25 protein-coding genes are annotated in these 22,924 nt (G+C 67.6%); 11 read left to right on the top strand and 14 right to left on the bottom strand.

The window, feature by feature from the left end:
- The first annotated feature begins 105 nt into the window (after positions 1-105).
- On the top strand, positions 106-372 hold the full coding sequence (locus CKW06_RS17525) for a DksA/TraR family C4-type zinc finger protein (RefSeq protein WP_024958249.1): 267 nt from the start codon (positions 106-108) through the stop codon (positions 370-372).
- A gap of 604 nt (positions 373-976) precedes the next feature.
- On the opposite strand, the gene CKW06_RS17520 is transcribed toward CKW06_RS17525, so the two are convergent.
- Both CKW06_RS17520 and CKW06_RS17515 read right to left on the bottom strand, forming a co-directional pair.
- A complete protein-coding gene (locus CKW06_RS17520) occupies positions 977-1,570 on the bottom strand; it encodes a mechanosensitive ion channel family protein (protein ID WP_005410571.1) in 594 nt (197 codons plus the stop codon).
- 36 nt (positions 1,571-1,606) lie between these two features.
- The gene (locus tag CKW06_RS17515; RefSeq protein WP_024958248.1) at positions 1,607-1,786 is read right to left on the bottom strand and encodes a hypothetical protein; all 180 of its coding nucleotides are present in this window, start codon (positions 1,784-1,786) and stop codon (positions 1,607-1,609) included.
- Positions 1,787-1,912: 126 nt separating this feature from the next.
- Here CKW06_RS17515 and CKW06_RS17510 point away from each other — a divergent pair, with 126 nt between their 5' ends.
- From CKW06_RS17510 to CKW06_RS17500, 3 genes are read left to right on the top strand one after another with little or no spacing between them, the layout of a single operon-like run.
- Complete coding sequence (locus tag CKW06_RS17510) at positions 1,913-2,491, top strand: RNA polymerase sigma factor (RefSeq protein ID WP_005414221.1); 579 nt, start codon at positions 1,913-1,915, stop codon at positions 2,489-2,491.
- On the top strand, positions 2,488-3,021 hold the full coding sequence (locus CKW06_RS17505; RefSeq protein WP_024958247.1) for a hypothetical protein: 534 nt from the start codon (positions 2,488-2,490) through the stop codon (positions 3,019-3,021). The genes CKW06_RS17510 and CKW06_RS17505 overlap by 4 nt, the downstream gene beginning before the upstream one ends.
- A gap of 10 nt (positions 3,022-3,031) precedes the next feature.
- Positions 3,032-3,913 carry a DUF4097 family beta strand repeat-containing protein gene (locus CKW06_RS17500; protein WP_012480952.1) on the top strand — a complete coding sequence of 294 codons (882 nt, stop codon included), beginning with the start codon at positions 3,032-3,034 and terminating at the stop codon, positions 3,911-3,913.
- A 49-nt stretch (positions 3,914-3,962) separates the two neighbouring features.
- On the opposite strand, the gene CKW06_RS17495 is transcribed toward CKW06_RS17500, so the two are convergent.
- The 3 genes from CKW06_RS17495 to CKW06_RS17485 form a co-directional block, all read right to left on the bottom strand.
- The gene (locus CKW06_RS17495) at positions 3,963-4,145 is read right to left on the bottom strand and encodes a hypothetical protein (protein WP_005410566.1); all 183 of its coding nucleotides are present in this window, start codon (positions 4,143-4,145) and stop codon (positions 3,963-3,965) included.
- A gap of 11 nt (positions 4,146-4,156) precedes the next feature.
- Entirely contained in the window at positions 4,157-4,408 is a 252-nt protein-coding gene (locus tag CKW06_RS17490; protein ID WP_005410565.1) for a YkgJ family cysteine cluster protein, read from the bottom strand.
- Positions 4,409-4,679: 271 nt separating this feature from the next.
- Entirely contained in the window at positions 4,680-6,041 is a 1,362-nt protein-coding gene (locus tag CKW06_RS17485) for an Hsp70 family protein (protein WP_012480950.1), read from the bottom strand.
- Between the two features lie 182 nt (positions 6,042-6,223).
- On the opposite strand from CKW06_RS17485, the gene CKW06_RS17480 reads away from it, so the two are divergent.
- Positions 6,224-6,559 (top strand): zinc ribbon domain-containing protein YjdM, encoded by a 336-nt coding sequence (locus tag CKW06_RS17480; protein ID WP_005414225.1) that lies wholly within the window; start codon positions 6,224-6,226, stop codon positions 6,557-6,559.
- 6 nt (positions 6,560-6,565) lie between these two features.
- Here CKW06_RS17480 and CKW06_RS17475 read toward each other — a convergent pair whose 3' ends face one another.
- Positions 6,566-7,717 carry a transglutaminase-like domain-containing protein gene (locus CKW06_RS17475; RefSeq protein ID WP_024958246.1) on the bottom strand — a complete coding sequence of 384 codons (1,152 nt, stop codon included), beginning with the start codon at positions 7,715-7,717 and terminating at the stop codon, positions 6,566-6,568.
- Positions 7,718-7,957: 240 nt separating this feature from the next.
- Here CKW06_RS17475 and CKW06_RS17470 point away from each other — a divergent pair, with 240 nt between their 5' ends.
- The 4 genes from CKW06_RS17470 to CKW06_RS17455 all read left to right on the top strand — a co-directional run bounded on the left by CKW06_RS17470 (position 7,958) and on the right by CKW06_RS17455 (position 10,822).
- The gene (locus tag CKW06_RS17470; protein ID WP_024958245.1) at positions 7,958-8,560 is read left to right on the top strand and encodes an HD domain-containing protein; all 603 of its coding nucleotides are present in this window, start codon (positions 7,958-7,960) and stop codon (positions 8,558-8,560) included.
- A 49-nt stretch (positions 8,561-8,609) separates the two neighbouring features.
- Complete coding sequence (locus tag CKW06_RS17465; protein WP_050550426.1) at positions 8,610-8,783, top strand: oxidoreductase-like domain-containing protein; 174 nt, start codon at positions 8,610-8,612, stop codon at positions 8,781-8,783.
- The gene (locus tag CKW06_RS17460; RefSeq protein ID WP_024958244.1) at positions 8,780-9,397 is read left to right on the top strand and encodes a DUF998 domain-containing protein; all 618 of its coding nucleotides are present in this window, start codon (positions 8,780-8,782) and stop codon (positions 9,395-9,397) included. Before CKW06_RS17465 ends, CKW06_RS17460 begins: the two co-directional genes overlap by 4 nt.
- A gap of 78 nt (positions 9,398-9,475) precedes the next feature.
- Positions 9,476-10,822, top strand: a complete 1,347-nt coding sequence (locus tag CKW06_RS17455; RefSeq protein ID WP_032964433.1) for a virulence factor family protein — start codon at positions 9,476-9,478, stop codon at positions 10,820-10,822.
- A 98-nt stretch (positions 10,823-10,920) separates the two neighbouring features.
- Here the strand turns inward: CKW06_RS17455 and mprF are convergent, their stop codons facing one another.
- Positions 10,921-13,485, bottom strand: a complete 2,565-nt coding sequence (gene mprF / locus CKW06_RS17450; RefSeq protein WP_024958242.1) for a bifunctional lysylphosphatidylglycerol flippase/synthetase MprF — start codon at positions 13,483-13,485, stop codon at positions 10,921-10,923.
- 192 nt (positions 13,486-13,677) lie between these two features.
- On the opposite strand from mprF, the gene CKW06_RS17445 reads away from it, so the two are divergent.
- Together CKW06_RS17445 and CKW06_RS17440 are read left to right on the top strand one after the other, a co-directional pair.
- Positions 13,678-14,025, top strand: coding sequence for a RidA family protein (locus CKW06_RS17445; protein ID WP_005410556.1), 348 nt, complete (start codon positions 13,678-13,680; stop codon positions 14,023-14,025).
- Positions 14,026-14,216: 191 nt separating this feature from the next.
- A complete protein-coding gene (locus tag CKW06_RS17440) occupies positions 14,217-15,161 on the top strand; it encodes an IS481-like element ISStma1 family transposase (RefSeq protein WP_012478995.1) in 945 nt (314 codons plus the stop codon).
- A gap of 44 nt (positions 15,162-15,205) precedes the next feature.
- Here the strand turns inward: CKW06_RS17440 and rnfB are convergent, their stop codons facing one another.
- From rnfB to CKW06_RS17405, 7 genes are all read right to left on the bottom strand, one after another.
- Positions 15,206-15,619 (bottom strand): Rnf electron transport complex subunit RnfB, encoded by a 414-nt coding sequence (gene rnfB, locus CKW06_RS17435; RefSeq protein ID WP_012480943.1) that lies wholly within the window; start codon positions 15,617-15,619, stop codon positions 15,206-15,208.
- Between the two features lie 24 nt (positions 15,620-15,643).
- On the bottom strand, positions 15,644-16,234 hold the full coding sequence (locus tag CKW06_RS17430) for an HAD family hydrolase (RefSeq protein WP_024958880.1): 591 nt from the start codon (positions 16,232-16,234) through the stop codon (positions 15,644-15,646).
- Between the two features lie 78 nt (positions 16,235-16,312).
- Entirely contained in the window at positions 16,313-18,385 is a 2,073-nt protein-coding gene (gene metG / locus CKW06_RS17425) for a methionine--tRNA ligase (protein ID WP_038645344.1), read from the bottom strand.
- A gap of 102 nt (positions 18,386-18,487) precedes the next feature.
- Positions 18,488-18,931 (bottom strand): DUF2147 domain-containing protein, encoded by a 444-nt coding sequence (locus CKW06_RS17420; RefSeq protein ID WP_038645346.1) that lies wholly within the window; start codon positions 18,929-18,931, stop codon positions 18,488-18,490.
- 542 nt (positions 18,932-19,473) lie between these two features.
- Positions 19,474-19,878, bottom strand: coding sequence for an SMU1112c/YaeR family gloxylase I-like metalloprotein (gene gloA2, locus CKW06_RS17415; protein WP_005410551.1), 405 nt, complete (start codon positions 19,876-19,878; stop codon positions 19,474-19,476).
- Positions 19,875-20,945 (bottom strand): serine hydrolase domain-containing protein, encoded by a 1,071-nt coding sequence (locus tag CKW06_RS17410; RefSeq protein WP_024958811.1) that lies wholly within the window; start codon positions 20,943-20,945, stop codon positions 19,875-19,877. The genes gloA2 and CKW06_RS17410 overlap by 4 nt, the downstream gene beginning before the upstream one ends.
- A 16-nt stretch (positions 20,946-20,961) precedes the next feature.
- Entirely contained in the window at positions 20,962-22,902 is a 1,941-nt protein-coding gene (locus tag CKW06_RS17405) for a DUF885 domain-containing protein (RefSeq protein WP_024958812.1), read from the bottom strand.
- Positions 22,903-22,924 lie beyond the last annotated feature (22 nt).

Below are 22,924 nucleotides of genomic sequence, written 5' to 3'. Positions count from 1 at the left end.
GATTGCTGAAGATCAGCCGGGCATGGCTCGGCTCAACACAGGTCCGCTCCTTTGTGCGCGGGTGTATCGTCCCCATATCAGGCGACACACCTGCGGAGGATGGCCATGGCCACCGGTTGGGCGGGAGACGGCGCGGTCCAGGACCAGATCGACGCCACCGTCGACGATGCGATTGCCCGCGCGCGGCGCCCGCTGCGGCAGGGCCCTGGTCTGGAACACTGTGAGGAATGCGACGCACCGATTCCGTTGGCGCGGCGCCAGGCCGTGCCCGGGGTACGGCTGTGCGTGGCGTGCCAGCAGGCGCACGACGACGAAGAGCAGGCGCATGCCGGCTACAACCGGCGTGGCAGCAAGGACAGCCAGCTGAGGTAAGGGGTGTTTTATTGCAGGGCTGCGCCCTGCACCTGCAGAAGCAACGTCAACATCAAAGGCTGGCATTCCGTGGGTTGGCAGGGCGGTGTCGGAGTGCGGGGACGCCGTGAACCCGTCCATGGGGGCTTGGCCGCGGCTTGCTCGTGTGCGCTTTCCTGCGCACACGGCAAGCCCGGGGTTGGGCGTCCTGCCCAATCCGCCCGAGGCATGCCTCGGGCCCATGCCGCGGACACCCCGCAATCCGACACCGCCCCGCCTCTGACAGATTTCCGCGATCTGTTGGAACCTGCTGCTGATGGTGGGTGCCGACCGTTGGTCGGCACGGGGTCGGATCCAATTTTGACTATCGATATCTGACAGATGTGCCGACCAACGGTCGGCACCCACCAACAGCGCGCGGAATCTGTCAGAGGTGGGGCGGTGTGGGTGGGCAGGACCGTTGGCGCCATGGATGGCGCCATCGAGCCCCCATGGACGGGTTTACGGCGTGTCCTGACCACCCACACCGCCCCGCCATCCCACGGAATGCCGCTCTTGATCTTGCTTCGGCTTCGGCTTCGGCCTCTGCAGGTGCAGGGCGCAGCCCTGCAAAGAAGAACCTCCCTCAGCCGTCGCCCTGGATGCCGCCGGGGGCCTGCGCCGGGTCGCGCCAGCGCCGCACCGTGCGCTGGAAGAACAGGTTGTTCGGCAGCTGCAGCACCGTGCCCTCGTGGCCGTCGCCGGTCTCCTGCAGCGTGGTGTAGATCAGGTTCACGTCGATCACCCGGCCCTTCAGGCCCGGTTTCTCGCCGTTCTCCAGCACCTCGATGTAGTCATGCAGGCGGAACGGGCGCGTGGTGAAGATCAGCAGCGTGCAGAAGATGTTGGAGAGCACGCTCCAGGCCGCGAAGAAGGCCACCGCACCCACCGCCGCGAAGCCGGTGAACGCGGTCCACAGTACCGACGGCGATGCGCCGAGCAGGCTGAGGATGTACAGCACTGCGCTGAAATAGACCACGAAACTGGTGATCCGGCGCGCGCCCATCACCATTTCCGGTGGCAGCGTGTAGTGCTCGGCGAAGCGGCGGATCAAGCGCCGTGCCAGCACCCGCAGCAGCCACGCGGCCAGCAGGGTGAGCAGGATCTTCACGGCGATACCCGCGTCGTGGAGCCAAGGGTAGGTCCAGGCCGGCAGGTGATCCTTCAGCGACAACATCATGGGGGCGACGACGGGTGGCAATAACGGCCCTCGATGTTACCCGGCGCGTGCGGGGGATTCGACCGCCGGGGTCCAGGCCAGGCAGACCAGCTCCTGGCGGTGCTGATGCAGGCAGGCGCGGCCGTTGTCGGGGCGCAGCTGCAGTGACAGGCCCAGCGCCTGCAGCAGGACGCAGGCAGCGATCACCAGCAGGGCGGCGCAGGAAGGGCTGGACATGGCAGGACTCCCGGACGGCAGATTCGCGAAGGACCTTCCATGGATGCAGCAGCCGTCGAAAAGGTTGCATGGCATCGGCCGTCGATCGGCTCTAAACCTTTTCCCGGGTCGCCGCATCCAAGCGATATGCTCGACACCACCATGCCCGCGCTGCCTGCCGCCAACGACGCCGTCGACGAACCCGCCCTGGTGCGGGCGGCGGCCGCCGGCGACACCGCTGCCTACGAACTGCTGTACCGGCGTCACGCGCCGCGTGTATTCGCTGTCCTGTGGCGGTTGTGTGGCGGCCAGCAGGCACGTGCCGAGGATGCGTTGCAGGAGGCCTTCCTGCAGGCCTGGAAAGCCCTGCCAGGGTTCCGTTTCGAGAGCAGCCTGTCCACCTGGCTGCATCGGCTGGGGGTCAACGCCGCACTGATGGAACTGCGCGGTCGCGCCGCAGGGCAGGATCACGACAGTCTGGAGGATGTCGATGGCGGCCTGCAGGAACTGGCGGTGCATGACCGTTGCGCGGGTACCGAGCGTGACCTGGAGCGCGCATTGTCGACACTGCCACCACGGGCGCGTGCGGTACTGGTGCTGCACGATATCGAAGGCTGGAAACACCAGGAAATCGCCGAGCAGCTGCAGATGGCTGTCGGCAGTTCCAAGGCACAGCTGCATCGTGCGCGCGGCCTGTTGCGCGCACGGCTGGGAGACATGACATGAGTACACACGAACACGATTCCGATCACGACCTGCTGGCCCGGCTGCGCGCGCTGCCGAACGAGCGCGATGTACCCGCCGATGGCTGGGCACGCCTGTCCGCCCGGCTGCCGCCGCGTGAATCGCAGGCAGCACCCGCGCCAACGGACAACGTGGTGGTCCTGCCGGTGCGTTCGCGGCGCCGCTGGTGGTGGCCGGCCGGCGCTGCCCTGGCTGCCAGCCTGGCACTGTATGCGGTGGCGCCGTGGCGGCATGCGCAGCCGGATACGCCGGCGCCGTCCGCCCTGCAGCTGCAGGCCGCGGCGATGACCGAGCAGTACCAGCAGGCCGTGGCCGCGCTGCCCGATGGACGGGCGCCGGAATGGCAGCCGGCCTTGCATGAACTGGATGAAAGCGCGGCGCAGATCCGTGCCGCCCTGGCGCAGGACCCGCGTGCGCCGCACCTGCTTGGCCAGCTCAAGCGCACCTATGCGTTGCGGCTGGAACTGACCCGGCAGGCGGCCTATGCCGCCGAGGCCGGCCTGACGACCTGAGGAGACCCCCATGACCCGAACCCTGATTTCCTGCTGTGTCGCGCTGCTGCTGACCCCTGCCGTGGCACTGGCCGACACCCGCATCGACGAGCGCCACACCTTGGCTGCGGGCGGTCGCATCGAGCTGAGCAACGTGGCCGGCAAGGTGACCGTGCGTGGCTGGGACCGCAATGACGTGCAGCTCACCGGCACGCTCAGCGACGGCCTGCAGTTGCGCCAGGAAAAAAGCGCCAACCGTGTGCGCTGGGAGATCGAATATCCGCGCCGCAGCAACAACGGTGGTGCAACGCTGGTGTTGAACGTGCCGCGATCGGTGGAGCTGCTGCTGAGCACGGTCAGCGCCAGCCAGGACATCAGTGGTATCGATGTGCGACGGCTGCAGGCCGACACGGTCAGCGGCAGCCTGAGCGCGGCTGGCCGCAGTGGCGACAGCAAGCTCAACACGGTCAGTGGCAGCGTCAGCGCACGCCTGCAGACGCCGAAGCTGGATGTGAACACCGTCAGTGGCCGCATCGAGGCCGGCGGCGGCGTGTCCGGTGATATCGGTGCGCAGACGGTGTCCGGACGGGTCGAGGTCGACGCCGGGCGCGTGCAGCGACTGGCGGTGGAAACCGTTTCGGGCAGCATCGATCTGGCAGCGGCCGGGTTGGCGCCCGGCGGCCGCATCAATGTCGAATCGGTCAGTGCCTCGGTCACGCTGAGCCTGCCACGCACGGTGTCGGCACAGCTGTCGGTGAACAGCTTCAGCGGCTCGATCAACAGCGACGCCGGTCAGGTGGAGCGGCCGCGCTACGGGCCGGGCAGCCATCTCGATACGCGTCTGGGGGGCGGCGATGGAGACATCCGCATCCAGTCGCATTCGGGCAGTGTGCGGGTACGCCTGGATCGCTGAGCACGGTCCGGCAGGCCGCGGCGGCAGCGCCGCCGCGGTCGGTACTGGGTCAGCTGGCTTTCTTCAGCGCCCAGGTGGTGCCGAGGACTTCGATCTTGCCACCGGCCTTGCGGAACGCTGCCAGGTCCGAAGCGATCGAATCGCTGCTGACCACGGTGCTGGCGGCCGCGCCCTTGCGTTCGCTGCGGATGCTGTTGCTGGCCTTCGCGGGGGTCTTTGCCTTGCGGGGCATGGTTGCTCCTGTCAGGTGGAAGGGGAGGAAAGCGCCCAGGCGTCGGCCTGGCGCAGGTAGTCCTGCCGCTCGCGGCGGCAGTCATCGCCGCCCATCGAAAACTGGCGGCAGATCGCCGGGCGCTGCGAATAGATCGTGCAGCGCAGGTGATAGGGATCGATCGCCGCGCACCAGCCTTCCTCGTTGCGCGCCATCACGGCACGGCCGTGGGTGTCGCGTGACAGGAACTGGCCAGGCACGTGGTCGCCGGGCTGCAGCAGCACGGGCAGCCGGCAACAGACCGCGTCACAACGGCGGCAGTCGATGGGTGCAGGTGCTGCGTCAGGTTGTAAGGCCACAGGGGCCTGGCGGGTGCCCAAAGCGGGTCTCGATGGCGGCTCAGGTGCTGCGCGGACCATGAACGAGCCAGGAAGGCATGGCCGCTAGGCCCGCAGGGCGGGCCAGGCTGCACCGTGGACACACACCGGCGTGGCCGGTGGAAGGTGCAGCGGGGTTCTAGCCGACCAAGAGTAACTTAGACCGCGTAACGTTTTGTTAATCCTGGCTGGCTGCCGCCAATGCCAGGCCCTGGACCACGCCCAGCGAGGGCTCGCCGTGGACCATGCGGGCCCCCGGGAAGGCCTCGGCCACGGCCTGGCGCAGGTAGCCGGCACGGGACATGCCGCCGGTCAGGAACACCGCATCCGGGTCGCCCCCGATGTCGCTGCGGACCTGGGCCAGCAGTTCCCGGATCTGCTCCAGGTAGCCGTGGGCGGCGGCGGCCAGGCCATCGGCGCTGCTGTCGGCATGCAGGTCGCGGGCGATGTAGTCCAGCGTGCTGCGGTGCTCGCTGGCGGCGCTGAGGGCGATCTTGGCGCGTTCGACATCGCGGTACAGGCGGGCAGTATTGCCGGTGTCCTGCAGGGCCTGCAGGCGCCCGCCCCACGGCTCGTCGACGTGATCGTATTTGTGCTGGCGGAAGTCGCGCTGGCGCGTCATGTCCTGCACGGTGGCTGCTTCCACATAGTGGTGGGCGGGCACGCGGGTGATGCCGCGGCCGAACAGCGGCATGTAGCTGGACAGGCTCAGCGCCAGATCAATGTCGGTACCGCCGCGGGCGATACCCCACGCGCGGTGGATACGCGGGGCGTCGTCGCCGCCGACTTCGGCATGCGCGATATCGGTGGTACCGCCGCCGATGTCGACGATCACCGCCTGGTGCCGCTCGCGGCTTTCGGCGTGGTAGTGCATGGCCGCCGCGGCGGGTTCTTCGAGGAAATCGATCTGGTCGAAGCCGGCCTGGGTGGCGGCCTCGCGCAGGATATCCAGTGCCTGGTCATTGCCGGCCGCGCCGATCGAGCTGCGGAACTGCACCGGGCGGCCGAGCAGAGCGGCACGCAGCGGCTGGCCAAGCTGGGCGCTGGCGGTCAGGCGGATGTGTTCGAGGATGTGCGCGGCGATGCCGGTGATGGTCTGCTTCGCGCGTGGGTGCAGGTTGTAGCCCAGCATCGACTTCGGGCTCTGCACCAGGTTGCCTTCGTGTTCCTCGAAATAGGCTTCCAGCGCGTCGTCGCCGTAGACCGCGTTCTGCAGCAGGTCGCTGGCGCTGCGTTCCTTGCCGGCGCGGGCCTCCATCCATTCACGGCGCAGGGCGCGCAGGGCTTCACGGCGCAGCGCCTGCGGGGTGCGTTCCTGGCCGGCGGCACGGGCTGCACGCGCGGCGCTATCGATCATCTGCTGCAGCTGGTGTTCCTGGCCGTCGTCGAGCTGGAAGTCGTCCGGGTCGGGCACCACGCCGGGGAAGTACACGCTGGTGCGGAACTGTTCGGCGTCACCGAAACGGATCGGCAGCAGTTTCCCCTCATGCACGATGGCGGCGGCGGAGTTGCTGGTACCGAAGTCGATGCCGAGGCGCATGGGGAGTTCCGGGGGCGGTCAGGGGCCGCGCACTCTGCTGCAGTTCGTCGCCGACTGCAAGTTCCAGCGTCACGGCTGCTCCAGCCGCGGTCATGGCGGCGGCCGGGCACCTGCCAGGGAGCCGGGGCCCCGGACCGGGCGGTTACAATGGCGGCTGTTGATTCACTTTGAGGTACTTGCCGATGTCGTCTGTTCCCGCCTGCCCGCAGTGCACCCTGGAAAACACCTATGCCGATGGCGCGCTGTGGATCTGCGCCGATTGCGGTTTCGAATGGACCGCCGAGGAAAGTGCCGGTTCGACCCTGGTCGTGCGTGACAGCAACGGCAATACCCTGCAGGCCGGCGACACCGTCACCGTGATCAAGGACCTGAAGGTGAAGGGGTCTTCGATCCCGCTGAAGCAGGGCACCGTGATCCGCAACATCCGCCTGGTCGAAGATGATGCCGAGCACATCGAAGGCAACTCGGACAAGATCAAGGGCCTGGTCCTGAAGACCTGCTTCCTCAAGAAGGCCTGATCGGTCTCAGCGCCTGGCCTGCTGCTGCGCGCGCCAGCGGGCCAGGCTGTCGAGCTTGGCCTGGTAGCGTGCCTGCTCCGGTGCACCACCAAGCAGCTGCGCGCGGGTCAGTTCACGGTCGGCGCGTTCAAGCTGCCCGGACAGGAAATACCCGCGCGCCAGCCCGAAGTGGAACTGGTGCGCGGTGTCATACAGGCGCACGGCCTGCCGGTAATAGCGGATGGCTTCGGCCAGCTTTCCGGCCTGCTCGGCCTGCGTGCCCAGCATGTACTGCGCGAACGGGTCCTCACGCTGCACCGACTTCAAGCGTCGCTCCAGGGCCTTGGCCTGCGCATCCAGCCCAAGCTGCCGATACAGCGCGCTGGCATTGGTCAGCGCCGCATCCTGGCGACCGTCCAGGCGCAGGGCGCGGTCCAGTGCCTGCCGCGCCGCATCGGTGTTGCCCTCACGGTTGTCGAGCACACCCAGGTTGTTCCAGACCGAGGGGAATGCGCGATCCTGCACGACCGAGGCATCGAAGAACGCGCGGGCGCCGACGAGGTCTCCTTCGGCCATGCGTTCGGCACCTCGATTGTTGTAGAAATGGGCCAGTGCACGCGCGCGGCTGACCGGCTGCGGGCCGTGGCGGTCGTAGAGTACGTTGCGATCGAGGTCGACCGTGGCGTAACGCCCCGCGATCTCCACGCCCGCGTTGACGTGGCCCACACTGTAGACCACGCCGGCGTCCTGGTCCTGGTACCAGGACACGACCTGGCCGACTTCCTGGACGCGGGCCTGGATGCCAGCCTCGCGCGCCAGTGCCACGAACATCAGCGTGAAGGCGAGGCAGTTGGCGCGGCGCTGCTGCCAGACTTCGTCCACGGTATAGGTCGCGTTCGCGTCGTACTGCAGGTCCAGCCCCTGGCGGCCGAAGATCATTTCCACCAGTGCCTGCAGCCGCTGCTCGCGCGATGAACTGCGGTCGATCACCTGCGCCTGCAGCATCGCGCGCATTGCGGGAGGAATCGCGAAGACCTGTTCCGGTGAGGGGACCTCCACCGGGGGGACGCTGCCGATGGGCGGGAGTGCATCGGTGCGCGGGTGGTCCTGTGCGCAGAGCGGCGCGGCCATCAAAGCGGCCAGGACCACGACGAAGATGCGGGCAGCAGGGCGGTACATGACAGTTCCCGGCAGCGGCGGGCGCTCCCGCCTGCAGCGAGTGTAGACCCGGCGGCGCCGCGCTGCAGTGACCGTTGGTCGGCGCGTGGCCGGTACGGCGTTTCATCCACAACCGATGTGGACCAGCGCTCGACAAAGCTGTGGACAACCGCGTCCAGGCCTCACCGGGCAAGCGTTGTGAGTATGTGGTGAAAAAACCATCAGCTTGCCGCGGGGCTGCGCAGGCGGGATGATCCGGGTATGGATTTCTCCCCGCTGACGCTGGCTCCTGCGCAGTGGCAGGCGCTGCAGGGCAGCTACGCAACGCCGCCCCGCGCCTACCACCACTTCGGACACGTACGCGCGGTGCTGCAGCACTGCCAGGACGTGGCTGACGGCCCGGGCTGGCAGAGGCCCGCCGAGGTGTACCTGGCCGTGCTCTACCACGACGCGATCTATGTGGCGGGCCGCAAGGACAACGAAGCGCGTTCGGCGGCGCTGGCCCTGCAGGCAATCGCACGGGCCCCGGAACTGGCCGGCGTCGACGCCGCGCGGGTCGAGCAGTTGATCCTGCTGACAGCCCGCCATGGCGATCTGGGCCCGGACGACGTTGATGCCGAGGCCGCGCTGTTCCTGGACTGCGACATGGCGATCCTGGGCGCGCCCGAGCCGGTGTTCGCCGCCTACGATCGTGGCGTGGCCGAAGAGTACAAAGGGGTCGTGCCGGGCTTCCTGTACCGCGCCGGGCGTCGCCGTTTCCTGCAGGGGCTGCTGCGGGCGCCGCGCATCTTCCTCAGTGACTTCTTCCACCAGCGCCTGGATGCGGCGGCTCGGGAAAACCTGCGTCGACAGCTGGCCCGCTGAGCTGGACCGGTACACTTGGGCCTGCTCTCACCGATTGTCGCTTCCCACTGTGTCCGTCCCTGATCCCGATCCCCGCCCGCTGCCACCGGAAGAGCCCGGTCCCAACGAATGCTGCGGCAGTGGTTGCCCGCTGTGCGTGCTGGATCTGTACGCCGATGAGCTGCAGCGCTATCGCAAGGCGCTGGCCGAGTGGAAGACGCGGCATCCGGAGGCAACGCCATGAGCCGTGCGCGTCCGGCGGCGGTACTGGCACTGGTGGCGCTGCTGCTGTTCGTGACCACCGCGCTGTGGACCCAGGTCGCGCGCAGTGATCTGGACTGGGTGCGGGCAACCTTGAGTCTGTACCTGCACGGGCCGTGGGGCCTGGCATTGCGCGCTGCCTACTGCCTGCTGGCGCTGGCCATTGCGGCGCTTGGCATTGCGCTGTATCGCGGCAGCATCGGGCCGCGCCGCAGTGCGGCGGCGCCGCTGTTGTTCACTGTCTCTGCGCTGGGGCTGGCGACGGTCGCCATCGGTGACAGCTGGCTGCCTGAAGCGACCCCGCTGCTTGCACCGTTCATCCATGGACTGGCAGCCAACACCGCGTTCCTGTGTGCCAGCGTCGGCATGCTGCTGCAGGCCTGGTACCTGCGCCGCGAACCGGGTTGGCAGTCCGCCGCGGGCCTGCTCTGGGGCTGGGCATGGCTGGCCTTCGTGCTGCTGTGGCTGCATGTGCTGTGGCGTGGTGGACCACCGCGTGGGCTGGGACAGAAAGTGGTGATCGCGGTGATCGTTGGCTGGCTGCTGTATCTGGCGATGGCCCTGTACCGGCGCAGCCGTCGGGCCGCAGCCGACTGAATCCCCAACGGCCTGCGCCGGTACGTGCCGTGCACGCGGCGGCGGCGTATCGTGTGCGCATTCCATCGGGGATGCGACATGAAGCGTGCAGGGCTGGGCAGGGCAATGGGTGTGGTTCTGGCGTTGGCAGCACTGCCGGCAATGGCGGCGGCCAACGTGCAGCAGTTCAGCCACGGGCGGTTCGAGCAGATTCCGGTGCACATGCCGGCTGGCACGCCGCAGCGTGTGGTGATCTGGTTCCATGAACCCACCGCCGGTGGTGATACCAGCCGCCTTCCGATCGAGGCCCTGCGTGCCGATGGCGCGATGGTCGCTGCCGTGGACATCGCGCATCTGCGCAGCGTGCTCAAGCGCGAGGGGAATCCGACCTGTTCGTTCGGTTCCGGCGACGTCGAGAACTTCTCGCGCTGGTTGCAGGCCTCCCTGCACCTGCCTGGCTACCACCTGCCGCTGGTCGGTGGTGATGGTGAAGGCGCCGAGATGGCCTACACGCTGGCCGCACAGGCCGACACCCAGGTGTTCGCCGGCCTGCTGACCACCGGCTTCTGCCCGGATCACAGCCACGAGCGCATGGTCTGCGGCGATGGCGTGAAGCACAACAAGCTGCAGCCTGCCGAGTTGAATTCCCCGTGGCTGAGCGCCGCCGGCGACCATGGCTGCAAGGTTGGCGAGGCCAGCCGCTTCGTGCAGCAGGTGGCGATGGCACGCGAGTTCAAGCGCACCGCGCGCGGCGATGCTTCACCCGGCCTGGTGGCGGCGGCGCGGGTGATCGGCGCGCAGGCCGGCGTCAGCCTGGCACCGCCACCAGCCGCGCTGAAGGGCCTGCCGATAGTGGAAGTACCCGCTGCCGGTAATGGCGACACGCTGGCCGTGTTCGTTTCCGGCGATGGCGGCTGGGCCGGCCTGGACAAGGACGTAGCATCGTCGCTCAACGAGCATGGCGTGGCCGTGGTCGGCATCGACTCACTGCGCTACTTCTGGAGCGAACGCACGCCGAAGGGATTTGCCACTGACCTGCAGAAGATCATCGATCACTACCGCCAGCAGTGGCATCGCGACAAGGTGATGCTGATCGGTTTCTCGCAGGGTGCCGACGTGCTGCCGGCCACCATCAACCAGCTTGATGCCGGCACCCGTGAGGCGCTGGACCGTATCGTGCTGCTGTCGGTGGGCAGGAAGGCTGACTTTGAATTCCATGTCAGCAACTGGCTGGGGGGCGGCGGTGACGGCCTGCCGATCGCGCCGGAAGTGGCGAAGTTGCCGGCGGCGAAGACCCTCTGCGTGTATGGCGACAAGGATGACGACGCGCTGTGCCCCGGCCTGCCGGCCAACGACGGCGTGCAGAAGGTGAAGCTTCCGGGCGACCATCACTTCAATGGTGATTACGACCGATTGGCCGAAGTGATCCTCAAGGGCGGGGCGTAGCGCCGGGCCACGCCCGAACGCTGTCGCCGCCGTGTCGACCTAGGTCGACACCTACCGGGTGGTTTGCAGCGCCGGGCCATGCCCGGCGGCTCAGGGCTTCAGTTACGCCGCGGGTCCAGCGAGATCAGGCGCGTGGCATCCAGCAACGCGGCCGGTAGATGCATGCCGCCGGGTGCTGCCAGATAGCGCGGTCGCCACTGCGGGTCGAACTTCGACTTGAAGCGGCGCAGGCCACTGAAGCCATAGAAGCGTTCGCCATGCCGCGCCAGCAGGCCGGCCAGTCGGTTCCAGCGCCCAGCAAGGCGATGCTGGGCCAGCCCGGACAGCGGCGCCATGCCCAGCGAGAAGCGCGCATAGCCCTGAGCGCGGCCCCAAAGGAACAGCTCGATGAACAGGAAGTCCATCGTGCCCTTTGGTGCCTCGTTGACGTGGCGCATGAGGTCCACCGACAGCTCGGCACCGGCCGGTGCCTGCCACAGGTTGGCGAATGCCACGATCTGGCCCTCGGCTTCGACCAGTGCCACCGGGAAGCGCGCCAGGTAATCCGGATCGTAGCTGCCCAGCGAGAAACCTTTCTCGTCGCCGGCCTTGTCTTCCAGCCACGCGTTGGAGATCGCGTGCAGGCGGGGAAGCAGGCTGGGAATCTCTTCCACCGGTGCCACGCGGAACGAAAGGCCCCCGCGCTTGCCACGGTTCCAGGCCTGGCGCAGATCGGCGCGTTCGCGGCCTTCCAGGCCGAAGTCGTGCAAGGGCACGATCGCTTCCTCGCCCAGCTTGACCAGGCCCAGGCCCAGGTCGAGATAGGTCTGCCAGTAGGTCTCGCCCACCTGGTAGAACACCGGGCGCAGGCCGAGCCGGTCAGCTTCCTCGCGGAAGCGCCATATCAGCGCGCGCGCCACATCAGGCGGGCCGACCGGATCGCCCATCGCGATCAGCGAACCGCCGTAGCGCTGCATCATCACGAAGCCCTGTTTCGCATCATCGCGCAGCACCGCCTTGTCGGCGGTCAGTACCAGGCAGGCCTGGGTATCGGTGGCACCGGCCAGTACCGGCGCCAATGATTGCAGCGTGGCCTCGTCGGCGGCTGGCAGCGGGCTGCGCGTACTGTGCAGCAGCCGGGCCAGGCCGAACATCACCAGCGCGATCGCCACCACCAGCAGCGCACGCAGCGCACGCGGTGCGTTGCCGGATATCGCAAACTGCCACCACAGTTCGTTCTGATACTCGACATGGCTGTAGGTAAAGAACAACAGCCAGGTGACCGCCACCAGTACCAGGCCGAGGTTGCGCAGCCATGGCCACGACCATGCTTCATCGAGCAGTGCGCCCTGGCGGTAGAACTCGCGGCGTGCGGCCCACAGCGCCATCGCCACCAGCAGGGCGGAGACCGCGATCAACGGTTGGCCACCGCGCAGCCACAGTGGCAACGGGGTGATCACGCACACGGCCATCGCCAGCATCCATGCGGCATGGCTGCGCCGGGCCAGGCCCTGGCCGATCAGCAGCAGGGCGACGCCGCTGAGGCTGCCGATCAGATGGGACGTTTCCAGGATCGGCAGTGATGCGTTGACCAGGTGACGGCGCGGCGTGGGCAACGTGCCGTCGATGACCAGCGCAGCACCGATGCTGAACACCGCCAGCGCGATGATCTGCGGCAACCATGGGCGCAGCGCGTTCCAGCCGGCACGGGTTGCCCCGGCACTGGCCTGCAGCGGCTGGCGCAGCGCGGGTGCAAGCGCGAGCAGGGTGGCCAGCAGCAGGGGCAGCACGTAGTAGGTGACGCGGTAGATCAACGCCGCCGCCAGCACCGCAGCCGGTGCCACCTGTGGCAGCAGCTTCAGCAGGCTCCATTCGAACACGCCGAGGCCGGCGGGCACGGTCGAAACCAGGCCGACCAGCACCGCGACCAGGTACAGGCCGACGAAGCCGGGCAGGCCGGTCGGCGTCGAGTCCGGAAGCAGCACATAGAACGCGGCACTGGCCAGCACCAGCTCGATCACGCTGAGCACGGTCACCCCGAGCATCGTGCGCCGGTCGGGCAGCCACAGCACATGGCCGAACACGCTGAACTGGCGTCCATCGCGGCCGACCAGCAGCAGGGTGGCCGCATAGGCCAGCAGCGCGACGATGCCGACCACGCGCACCGCATCCGGGTCCAGCGGCAGGGCAAGCGCCGCTGCCGCCGGTTCCATGCACAGCGCCACGCTGATCAGCAGCCACGCACCGAACACGAAGCCGAGCGTGCTCATCAGCACGACTTGGCCGATCTGCGCCAGGTCGAGGCCGGCGGTACGGTAGCCGCGCAGGCGCACCGCACCGCCGGTGAGCGCGGCAAAGCCCACGGTCTGGCCGAGCGTGTGTGCCAGGAACGCGGTGATGCCGATGCGCGCCGGATGCACGCGGATGCCGCTGCGGCGCAGGCCGATGGCATCAAAGCCGATCAGGCAGGCATAGCTGGCCAGGCCCAGCACGACAGTAAGCGCGATCTGCGTGCTACTGAGCTGGTGGAAGGCATGGCGGATGGCGCGGTAGCCGTTCTCATCGAACTCGTTGGCCAGGCCGTGCAGCGCCAACGCAAGGATCAGCAGCGGGATGACGATGGTGAGGACCCGCTTCCATGCCGGGGTGGAGGGAGCGGTGGCGGGGTCGGTGGTTTCGGTCATCGGCGCAAGGGTGCGTCAGGGAGGGCGAGGGCGGTGTCAATGCAGCCGTGGCGCATCGTGCGCCTGTCGCTGGCATTTGACCAGCGTCGCTGTCGGAAGCCGGTAGTGACCGTGTGTGGATGGCTGCCCTGCACCCATCGTTGACCGGTTTGGAGGACAATGCAGGCCTGATCACCCGCAGGAGCCACGCCCATGATGGAGCGTTACGACGTCGGACCGCGCATGTCCGAAATGACCGTGTACAACAAGGTCGCCTACCTTTCCGGCCAGATTCCGGAAGACACCAGCCAGGACATCACCGGGCAGACCCGGCAGGTGCTGGCCGAGATCGACAAGCTGCTGGCGCTGGTGGCCAGTGATCGCCAGCATGTGTTGCGCGCCGAAGTGTTCCTGGCCGACATGGCCGATTTCGACGGTATGAACAAGGCATGGGATGAGTGGGTGGTGGAAGGTGCGACCCCGGCGCGCGCCACGGTCGAGGCCAAGCTGGCCCACGCCGACTGGAAGGTCGAGATCGTGGTGACGGCGGCAGTGCCGTAACGGCGGGGTCACCTCCCAGCAGTGGAGGGGGGGTAGAGTCGACGGTTAGTCGACTGTCGCGCGCAGCGCGGGGTTTTGCGCCGCCGGAACGAAGAGCAGTCGACTAACTGTGATCTCTCTGTACGTTGTTCATCCGGGACATCTTTGGAAAATGGTGGTTACCACACCTCTCCAGACCCCAAAGAGCCCGGATGAACCACCATAAAAATGCCCGTTTGACCGTCCATAGTCGAGCACTTCTTATTCGCCGCATCCTCCACGAGGGCCTGCGCCCAGAGGAAGCAGCCCAAGCATGCGGCGTAAGTGTGCGTACGGCCTACAAATGGCTGGCCCGATTCCGCCAGTTCGGGGCACCGGGGCTGGAAAACCGCAGCTCACGGCCTCACCAGACGCCGCATGCCACACCTGCTCCGGTAATCGAGCAAATCAAGGAGCACCGCCGTAAACGGCAGACCTACCTGACCATCTCCAAGGCGCTGGGGGTCGGCCACAGTACGATTTCAAGGCTGATGCGTGCCCACGGCCTCAATCGGCTGTGTCGGCTTGAACCGCCCAAGGAGGTCATCCGATACGAATACGATCAGCCCGGAGGGCTGCTGCACCTGGACATCAAGAAGCTGGGCAACTTCCAGCGGCCAGGGCACAGAACCGATGCCAAACGTCGGGGAAACGCCGCTGGCGGTGGCTGGGGCTACGTCCACGTGGCCATCGACGATCACTCCCGGGTCGCCTTCAGCAGCGTCCACCCCAACGAACAGGCCGAAACCGCCTGCCAGGCGCTGCTGGGCGCTCTGCAGTACTACGCCAGCCTGGGAATCACCTTCAAGCGGATCCTGACCGACAACGGTGCCTGCTATCGCTCCACCGCCTTTGCCAAGCTGCTCAAATCCCTTGGGATCAAGCACATCAGAACCAAGCCCTACACGCCGCGGACCAATGGCAAAGCCGAGCGCTTCATCCAAACCAGCCTGCGCGAATGGGCCTACGCCCGCGAATACGCCTCCTCGGACCAGCGCAATTCCGTGCTGACCCAATGGCTGCACCACTACAACTGGCACCGCCCTCACATGGGGATCGGTGGCCAGCCACCTATTTCCAGAGTCCTGCTGAACAACGTGGTGGGTTTACACAACTAACAGCCGACTCTACCCCGCCGCTCCACCGCCGGTTGGTCTGGTGGCTAGGCCGGCACCAGCTCGATGCAGTCCACCGGGCACGGCGGGATGCACAGCTCGCAGCCGGTGCACAGATCGGCGATCACCGTGTGCATGTACTTGGCGCCGCCGACGATGGCGTCCACCGGGCAGGCCTGGATGCACTTGGTGCAGCCGATGCAGTCGGCTTCCACGATCAACGCCACCTGCGGCGCCTTGTGCTCGCCGCGCGAACGATCAAAAGGAATCGCCGGTACGCGCAGAACCTGGGCCAGCGCGCGTGCACCGGCATCGCCACCGGGTGGGCAGCGGTCGACGCCTGCCTCGCCGCGCGCCATCGCCTGCGCGTACGGTCGGCAACCGTCGTAGCCGCATTGCCCGCATTGGGTCTGCGGCAACAGGCGGTCGAGGCGTTCGGTCAGGGGTGGGATCAGGCTCATGCGTGGCGAAGGCTGCGCGTCGGGTTACTTCAGGGGTTTGCCGCGGAACCAGCGCTCGTGGGCCAGCGCCAGCATCGGCTTGTCTTCGGAACTGTCACCGTAGGCATGGATGCGCACGTAACGCGACAGATCGAACTGGCGACGGATGTGCTCGACCTTGCGCGGGCCACAGTCGCCACCGGCGTAACGGCCGGTCAGGCGTCCGTCCTGACATTCCAGCCGGTTGCAGATCAACTGCAGGCCCAGCTGCTCGCACCACGGCCGCAGGTACAGGTCCAGCGAGCCGGACACGATCACCACGGTGTGCTGCTGTTCCTTGTGCCAGCGGATCTGCTTCAGCATTTCCGGGCGCACCACGTCGGGCAGGAACTCACGCGAGAAGCCGGCGGCCAGGGTGGCGATGTCGTCACTGTGGCGGTCGCTGAAGGTCAGGCGGGTGACGCGCGCGCGGATGCGTTCGGCCGAGATCAGCTTCAGCCTGTACGCGAGCAGCCACGGGCCGACCTTCCACCACGCCTGCGCCAGCTGTTCGGCGGTGGCCACGCGGCGCAGGAAACGGCCATAGGTATCGCAGGTGGTCACGGTGTGGTCGAAGTCGAACAGCGCCAGTTCCATTCCGTTGCCTCCCATCGCGTTGCCTCCGCTGGCCAATGCTGCCGGCGGGCGCGGCCGAGGCCACGCCCGCTGCGGGCATCAGCGGACCGGCATGCCCGGCTGCGCGCCGCTGTCGGCGTCCAGCAACGCCAGCGCACCGCCGTCGAAGCCGGCCGACAGGATCATGCCTTCGCTCAGGCCGAAGCGCATCTTGCGCGGGGCCAGGTTGGCGATGAACACCACGCTGCGGCCGACCAGCTTCTCCGGCTCGCCGTAGCTGCCACGGATACCGGAGAAGATCTGGCGCTTGCCCAGTTCACCTGCATCCAGCTCGAAGCGCAGCAGCTTGTCCGATCCTTCCACGAACTCGCAGACCAGCACCTTGCCGATGCGCAGGTCGAGCTTGGCGAAATCGTCGATGCCGATGTAGGCCGGCGCGTCGGCGCTCTTTGCTTCGTCCTTGGCCGGGGCCGGGGCCGGGGCGGCCGGCTTGGCGGCGGGGGCAGCGGCAGCCGCCGGCTGCAGGGTGTCCTTGGAGGCGTCGATCATGGCGTCAATCTTCTTCGGGTCGATACGGGTGAACAGCGGGGTGTACTCGGTGATGCGGTGTCCCAGCAGCGGTTGCGCCAGCTCGGTCCAGTCGTTCACCGGCGCGGCCAGGAAGGCCTCGGCCTGCGCGGCGGTTGCCGGCAGCACCGGCTTCAGTGCGGTGACCAGTACGCGGAACAGGTTCAGGCCCTGGCTGCACACGGCCTGCAGCTGCGCGTCGGCGCCTTCCTGCTTGGCGATGACCCACGGCTTGACGTCGTCGATGTAGCGGTTGGCTTCGTCGGCCAGGGCCATGGTCAGGCGGATCGCCGCGGCCGGGTCGTTGCGCTCGTAGGCTTCACGGATCGGCGCCAGGCCGTCGACGAAGCGTTGGTACTGCGCCGCATCGGGCAGCTGCGCGGCCAGCTGGCCGTCGAAACGCTTGCTGATGAAGCCGGCGCAGCGGCTGGCCAGGTTGACGAACTTGCCGACCAGGTCGGCGTTGACGCGGGCGATGAAGTCACCCAGGTTCAGGTCGAGATCGTCGACGCCACCGCCGGACTTGGCGGCGTAGTAGTAGCGCAGTGCTTCCGGTTCCAGGCCGGCATCGAGGAAGGTACGCGCCATCACGAAGGTGCCGCGCGACTTGCTCATCTTGGCGCCGTCCACGGTCAGGTAGCCGTTGACGTGCAGGCGGGTCGGCGCGCGGTGACCAGTGCCGTGCAGCACCGCCGGCCAGAACAGGCCGTGGAAGTTGACGATGTCCTTGCCGATGAAGTGGTGCAGCTCGGTGCTGGTACCGGCGCGCAGGTGCGCTTCGAAGTCCTCGCCGATCCTGCCGCACAGGGTCTGGAAGCTGGACAGGTAGCCGATCGGCGCGTCCAGCCAGACATAGAAGTACTTGCCCGGCTGGCCGGGAATCTGGAAGCCGAAGTACGGCGCATCGCGCGAGATGTCCCACGCGCGCAGGCCACCTTCGGCATTGAGCCACTCACCCAGCTTGGCCTTCACGCCCGGCAGGGCGACGTCGCCGGCCAGCCATTCGCGCAGGAACGCGTCGAAGTGGCCCACCTCGAAGAAGAAGTGCTCCGAATCGCGCATTTCCGGCGTGGCACCGGAGATGACCGAACGCGGTTCCTTCAGGTCGGTCGGCGCATAGGTAGCGCCGCACACTTCGCAGTTGTCGCCGTATTGGTCGGGGCTGCCGCAGTTCGGGCAGATGCCCTTGACGTAGCGGTCGGGCAGGAACATGCCCTTGGCCGGGTCGTAGAACTGCGCCACCGAACGGCGGCTGATGTGGCCGGCCGCTTCCAGCTTCAGGTAGAACTGCTCGGTCAGCGCCTTGTTGGCTGCCGAATTGGTCGAGTCGTAGTGGTCGAAGGCCACGCCGAAGGCGGCGAAGTCACGTTCGTGGCTGGCCTGGATGTTGGCGATGAAGGTTTCCGGGGTGACCCCGGCCTTTTCCGCGGCCAGCATGATCGGCGTGCCATGGGTATCGTCGGCGCAGACAAACCAGGCCTTGCCGCCACTCATTCGCCGCGCACGCACCCAGATGTCGGCCTGGATGTAGCCGACCAGGTGGCCCAGGTGCAGCGGGCCGTTGGCGTAGGGCAGGGCGGTGGTGACGAGCGCGGTACGGGTCATGGTCGCGGGGTGAAGCCGAGGGGAACCGCAGAGTATCGCATGCCCGCAACGAGGTGACCCGGCCGGGGCCGGGTCACGGGGATGAAGCGGGGGCCGGGGCGCTTATTCGCGCTGCCAGGTCTGCGCGCGGCAGATGAAGGCGATGCAGCCGGACACGTCCAGCCTGGTGCCGCCGGGCTGCAGTTCCATCTTCGACTTGTAGGTCTTGCCATTGGCCGGATCGAGGATGGTGCCACCGGACCACTTGTTGGCGCCGTCGGCCTTCAGGTTCCAGAGGATGGTCATGCCCTTCACCGGCTTGTTCCTGTTGGCGCCTTCACAGCCGTCACAGACCGGGTTGGGGCCCTTGTCCGAGTGCAGGATGTCGACCACCTTGCCGGTCAGGGTGCCGTTGGCGGCCTGGGTGATCTCGACGATCGACTTCACCTTGCCGGTCTTGTCGTCGATGGTCTTCCAGCGGCCGGCGGCGCCATCGGCGGCCTGCGCCGAGAGCGCGGCCAGGCACAGCGGCAGTGCCAGCAGCAGGTTCTTGAAGGTCTTGCGCATGGTCCCCTCCCAGGGTTCATTCCGGCACGATGCCGGTACGGGTCGACTGTATACCCATTCGGCGGGGTATGGGGAAGGGGGGCTTTGCAGGGCTGCGCCCTGCACCCGCGGTAGTGCCGGACGCTGGCCGGCAACCTCAAAAGCAAAGACGGCTATCCGTGGGATGGCGGGGTGGGTCCGGTTGCGGGGGGCGCTGCAATTCCCCCTCCGGGGCCCGGCCCAGCCGCTGGCGGCTGTGCGTTCGGGCGCTTGCGAAGCAGTGCTTCGCAAGCAAAGCGCCCTCACCCATGTAAGCTCGGTCGCCGCTTGCTCGTGGGCGCTGTCCTGCGCACACGGCAAGACCGGGGTTGGGCGTCCTGCCCAACCCGCCCGAGGCATGCCTCGGGCCCATGCGGCTCACGCCCCCGCAACCGGACCCACCCCGCCTTCGACAGGTCTCCGCGATCTGTTGGAATGCCACGGCCTGCTCTTGGTGGGTGTCGACCTTGGTCGACACGTAGATCCACGCCATGCGTGGATGGGCCTCCGCGATTGAAAATCGCTCACGCGATCTCGTACAACTCCAGTGGCAGGTCGTCGGGGTCGGCGAAGAAGGTGAAGCGTCGGCCGGTGTATTCGTCCACGCGGATCGGTTCGCAGGCGACACCATGCGCGGCCAGGCGCTGGATGAAGGGTTCCAGTGCAGCCACCCGGAACGCGAGGTGGCGCAGACCCTGGGCCTCCGGGCGGCTGGGACGGGGCGGCGGCGAGGGGAAGGAGAACAGTTCCAGCTGGCCGCCGTCGGGCAGGGCCAGATCGAGCTTCCAGGAATCGCGTGCGGCGCGGTGGTTCTCGGCCAGCACGCGCAGGCCGAGGATGCGCACGTAGAAGTCCTTCGAGCGTGCGTAGTCGCTGCAGATCAGTGCGGCGTGGTGGATGCCCAGCAGGGCGTCGGAACCGGGGGTCATTGCAGGGTGTCCAGCCAGCGCTGGGCGATCTTCTGCGCCAGCGGATAGGGTTCGGGGTCGTTGCGGTTGGTCAGCACGATCACGGTCAGGTGCTTCTCCGGGTGGCGCACGATCACGTTGCGGAAGCCGATGCTCTCGCCGCTGTGCCATTGCACCGGGCCGTTCAGGCGCCAGCCGAAGCCGTAGTGCGGCACATCCGGTTCGGGCGTCGGTGTGGCGGGGCTGAACATCGCCCGGCGCGAGGCCTTCGACAGCAGGCGGTCGTCGTACAGCGCGGCATCCCAGCGGGCGAGATCGTCCAGCGAGGAGTAGATCCCGCCGTCTCCCAGTACGGCGCTGGTAGTGCTCTGGTCGGTGCGCTGCCAGCGGCCATCGATCCGGCTGTAGCCATAGGCGCGTGCGGCGACCGTGTCCACGCCGTCCTGGTGGGCCACGGTATGCGTCATGCCCAGCGGGCGGAAGATGCGTTGTTGCAGGAAGGCGGCGAAATCCTGGCCGGATGCGCGGCCCACGATCAGTGCCAGCAGTGCATAGCCGCTGTTGCTGTAGCGGTACTGCGTGCCCGGCGCGAAGTTCAGCCGGTCCTGGCGCGACAGCAGGGCCAGCACATCGGCATCGTGTACCTGCCGCGTGTCTGCCGGGTCCATCAGGTCTTCGTAGTCGAGCAGGCCGCTGGCATGCGAGAGCAGGTGGCGGAGGGTGATGCCCGCTGCAGCCGGTGGCAGCTCGGGCAGCCACTGCCGGGCCGGCTGGTCCAGCCCGAGCCGGCCGTCTTCCACCAGCAGCAGCACCGCCGCAGCGGTGAACTGCTTGCTGACCGAGGCCAGCCGGAAGTTGCTGGCGGCTGTGACCGGGGTGCCGTCTTCGACCACCGCAAGGCCGTAGCCACGGCGGAACACCGGCTGCCCGTCATGCAGCACCAGCACTGCGGCGCCGGGCACCTGGCCATCGTAGGCCTGCATCAGGCCGTCGATACCAGCATCCGGTGGGGTCAGCACCGGTGCGGCGGCGCCCGCCAGAGGCAGCAGGCCCAGCACGGCGGCGAACAGGGCGACGGCAGGGCGCATGGTGGCTCCGGAAGCGTCAGGGCGAAGGTGTGGGCGCAGCGCTGGCCGGCTGTGCCATCCAGCGCTCCATCTTGCGGTCCAGCACGTCCAGAGGCATCGAGCCGTCTTTCAGCAGTTCTGCATGGAAGCGGCGCAGATCGAAGGCTGCGCCCTGGCGTGCCTTGGCCTTGTCGCGCAGGGCAACGATGGTGGTCAGGCCGGCGACGTTCGACAGTGCCTGGCCGGGCTGGGCCATGATCCGCTCGACTTCGGCGTTGGCGTCATCGCTGCTCATGTCCACCGTCTTCTGCAGGTAGGCCACGGCCTGCTGCTTGCTCCAGCCTTGTGCATTGACGCCGGTGTCGGCGACGACGCGCGCGGCGCGCAGCAGGCGTGAGTACAGGTAGCCGATACGGTCGTAGGGATCGGTGTAGACGCCGAGGTCTTCACCCAGCGTTTCGGCGTACAGGCCCCAGCCTTCGACGAACGCAAGATCGCCACCGAGGCGACGGAAGCGCGGCAGCTTGGCCAGCTCCTGCTGCAGGCCCAGTTGCACGTGATGGCCGGGAATCGCTTCATGCAGGTACTGCACCGGCACGCTCCAGCGCTTGCGGCTGGGCAGGTCGCGGGTGTTGATGTACAGCACGCCGGGCTGCCCGGGCGGCGACGGCTGGTAGGCGGCAGCGGCAGCGGTCAGCGCCCGTTCCGGTTCCACCGCGCGTACTTCCAGCGCGGACTTCGGCAGCGTATCGAGCACCTGCGGCAGGCGCGCGTTGACCTGCTGCTGCACCTGGTGGTAGCGGCTGATCAGTGCATTGGCATCGCTGTACTGGAACTGGCGATCGTTGCGCATGCTGCGCAGCAGCTTTGCCGGCGTGCCACGCAGCTTGGCGTCCTTCATCACCGTGGCGATCTGTGCCTGCAGTTCCTGCACGCGTTGCTCGCCCAGCGCGTGCAGCTGCGCGGCGGTCTGGTCGCTGGCGGTGGTCTGCACGATCAGGTTGGCGTACCAGGCCTGGCCGTCGGGCAGCGCGCCCATGCCGCTGCTGGCGCGCGTGGCCGGCAGGTACTCGGTGGCGATGAAGCCGCGCAGGGCGCGGTAGGCGGGCATGATGCGCAGTTCGATCATGCGCTTGTACTCGGCACTGATGCGCGCCTTGTCTTCGGCCGCAATCGTGTTCGGCATGGTGCGGATCGGCGACCAGAAGATGCTCTCTTCAGCGGTCGGCTTGATCACCGCATCCAGCTGCGGCAGCACCTTCTCCATCAGGTCGCGCGGCTGCACCACGCCGGCCTTCATGCCCTGGCGCATGTTGTCGATGGCCTGGTCGAACAGTTCGGGAATGCCGAGCGAACGGCGCGACCAGGTGTCATAGTCCTGCACGGTGTTGAACGGCTGCGCGCCCGCGCCGGAGCCGAGGATCGCCATGATGCTGCCGATGTTGTAGTACTGGCTGATCGGCATCATCCAGCTCGGGTAGCGCTCGGCAGCCAGCGAGGCGCGCGCGTCACGTACGAAGATCTCGTAACTGAGCAGGTCCTGGCCCTGCAGGCCATCGCTGCCGAGTTTTTCGACCTTGCCCAGCCACTGCGTGGTGAAGTCGTGCGACTGCTGGCGCCAGGCGGCGGACAGGATGTTGGGCAGCTGGTCGTTGTAGCGCGGTTCGCCCTGGAACGTGGCCTGCAGCGGGTTCAACCGCATCGAGGCATCCCAGTACTCGTCGTACAGCCGTTCCAGCTGCACCTGCTTGGGCACGGCACGGGCCGGTGCGACCGGACGCGGCGCAGCGCGGCGCGCCGAACTGCCACGGGCCGGTGCGGTGGCACGGGCGGGCCTGGCCTTGGGCTTGGCGGCCTGGCGGGTCTGCGCAGCGGCAGGGCGGCTGGCCTTCTTCTTCGCTGCTTCGGCCGACGGCACGGCACTGAACAGGAACAACGCGGCAATGGCAGCGGCCAGGACGCGGGGGGAATACGGCATCAAGAAGCTTCCGTGGAACACA

Source organism: Stenotrophomonas maltophilia (genome assembly GCF_900186865.1).
Taxonomy (GTDB): domain Bacteria; phylum Pseudomonadota; class Gammaproteobacteria; order Xanthomonadales; family Xanthomonadaceae; genus Stenotrophomonas; species Stenotrophomonas maltophilia.
The sequence above is the reverse complement of the archived record's forward strand: the minus strand, read 5'-3'. Positions and strand labels throughout refer to the sequence as shown.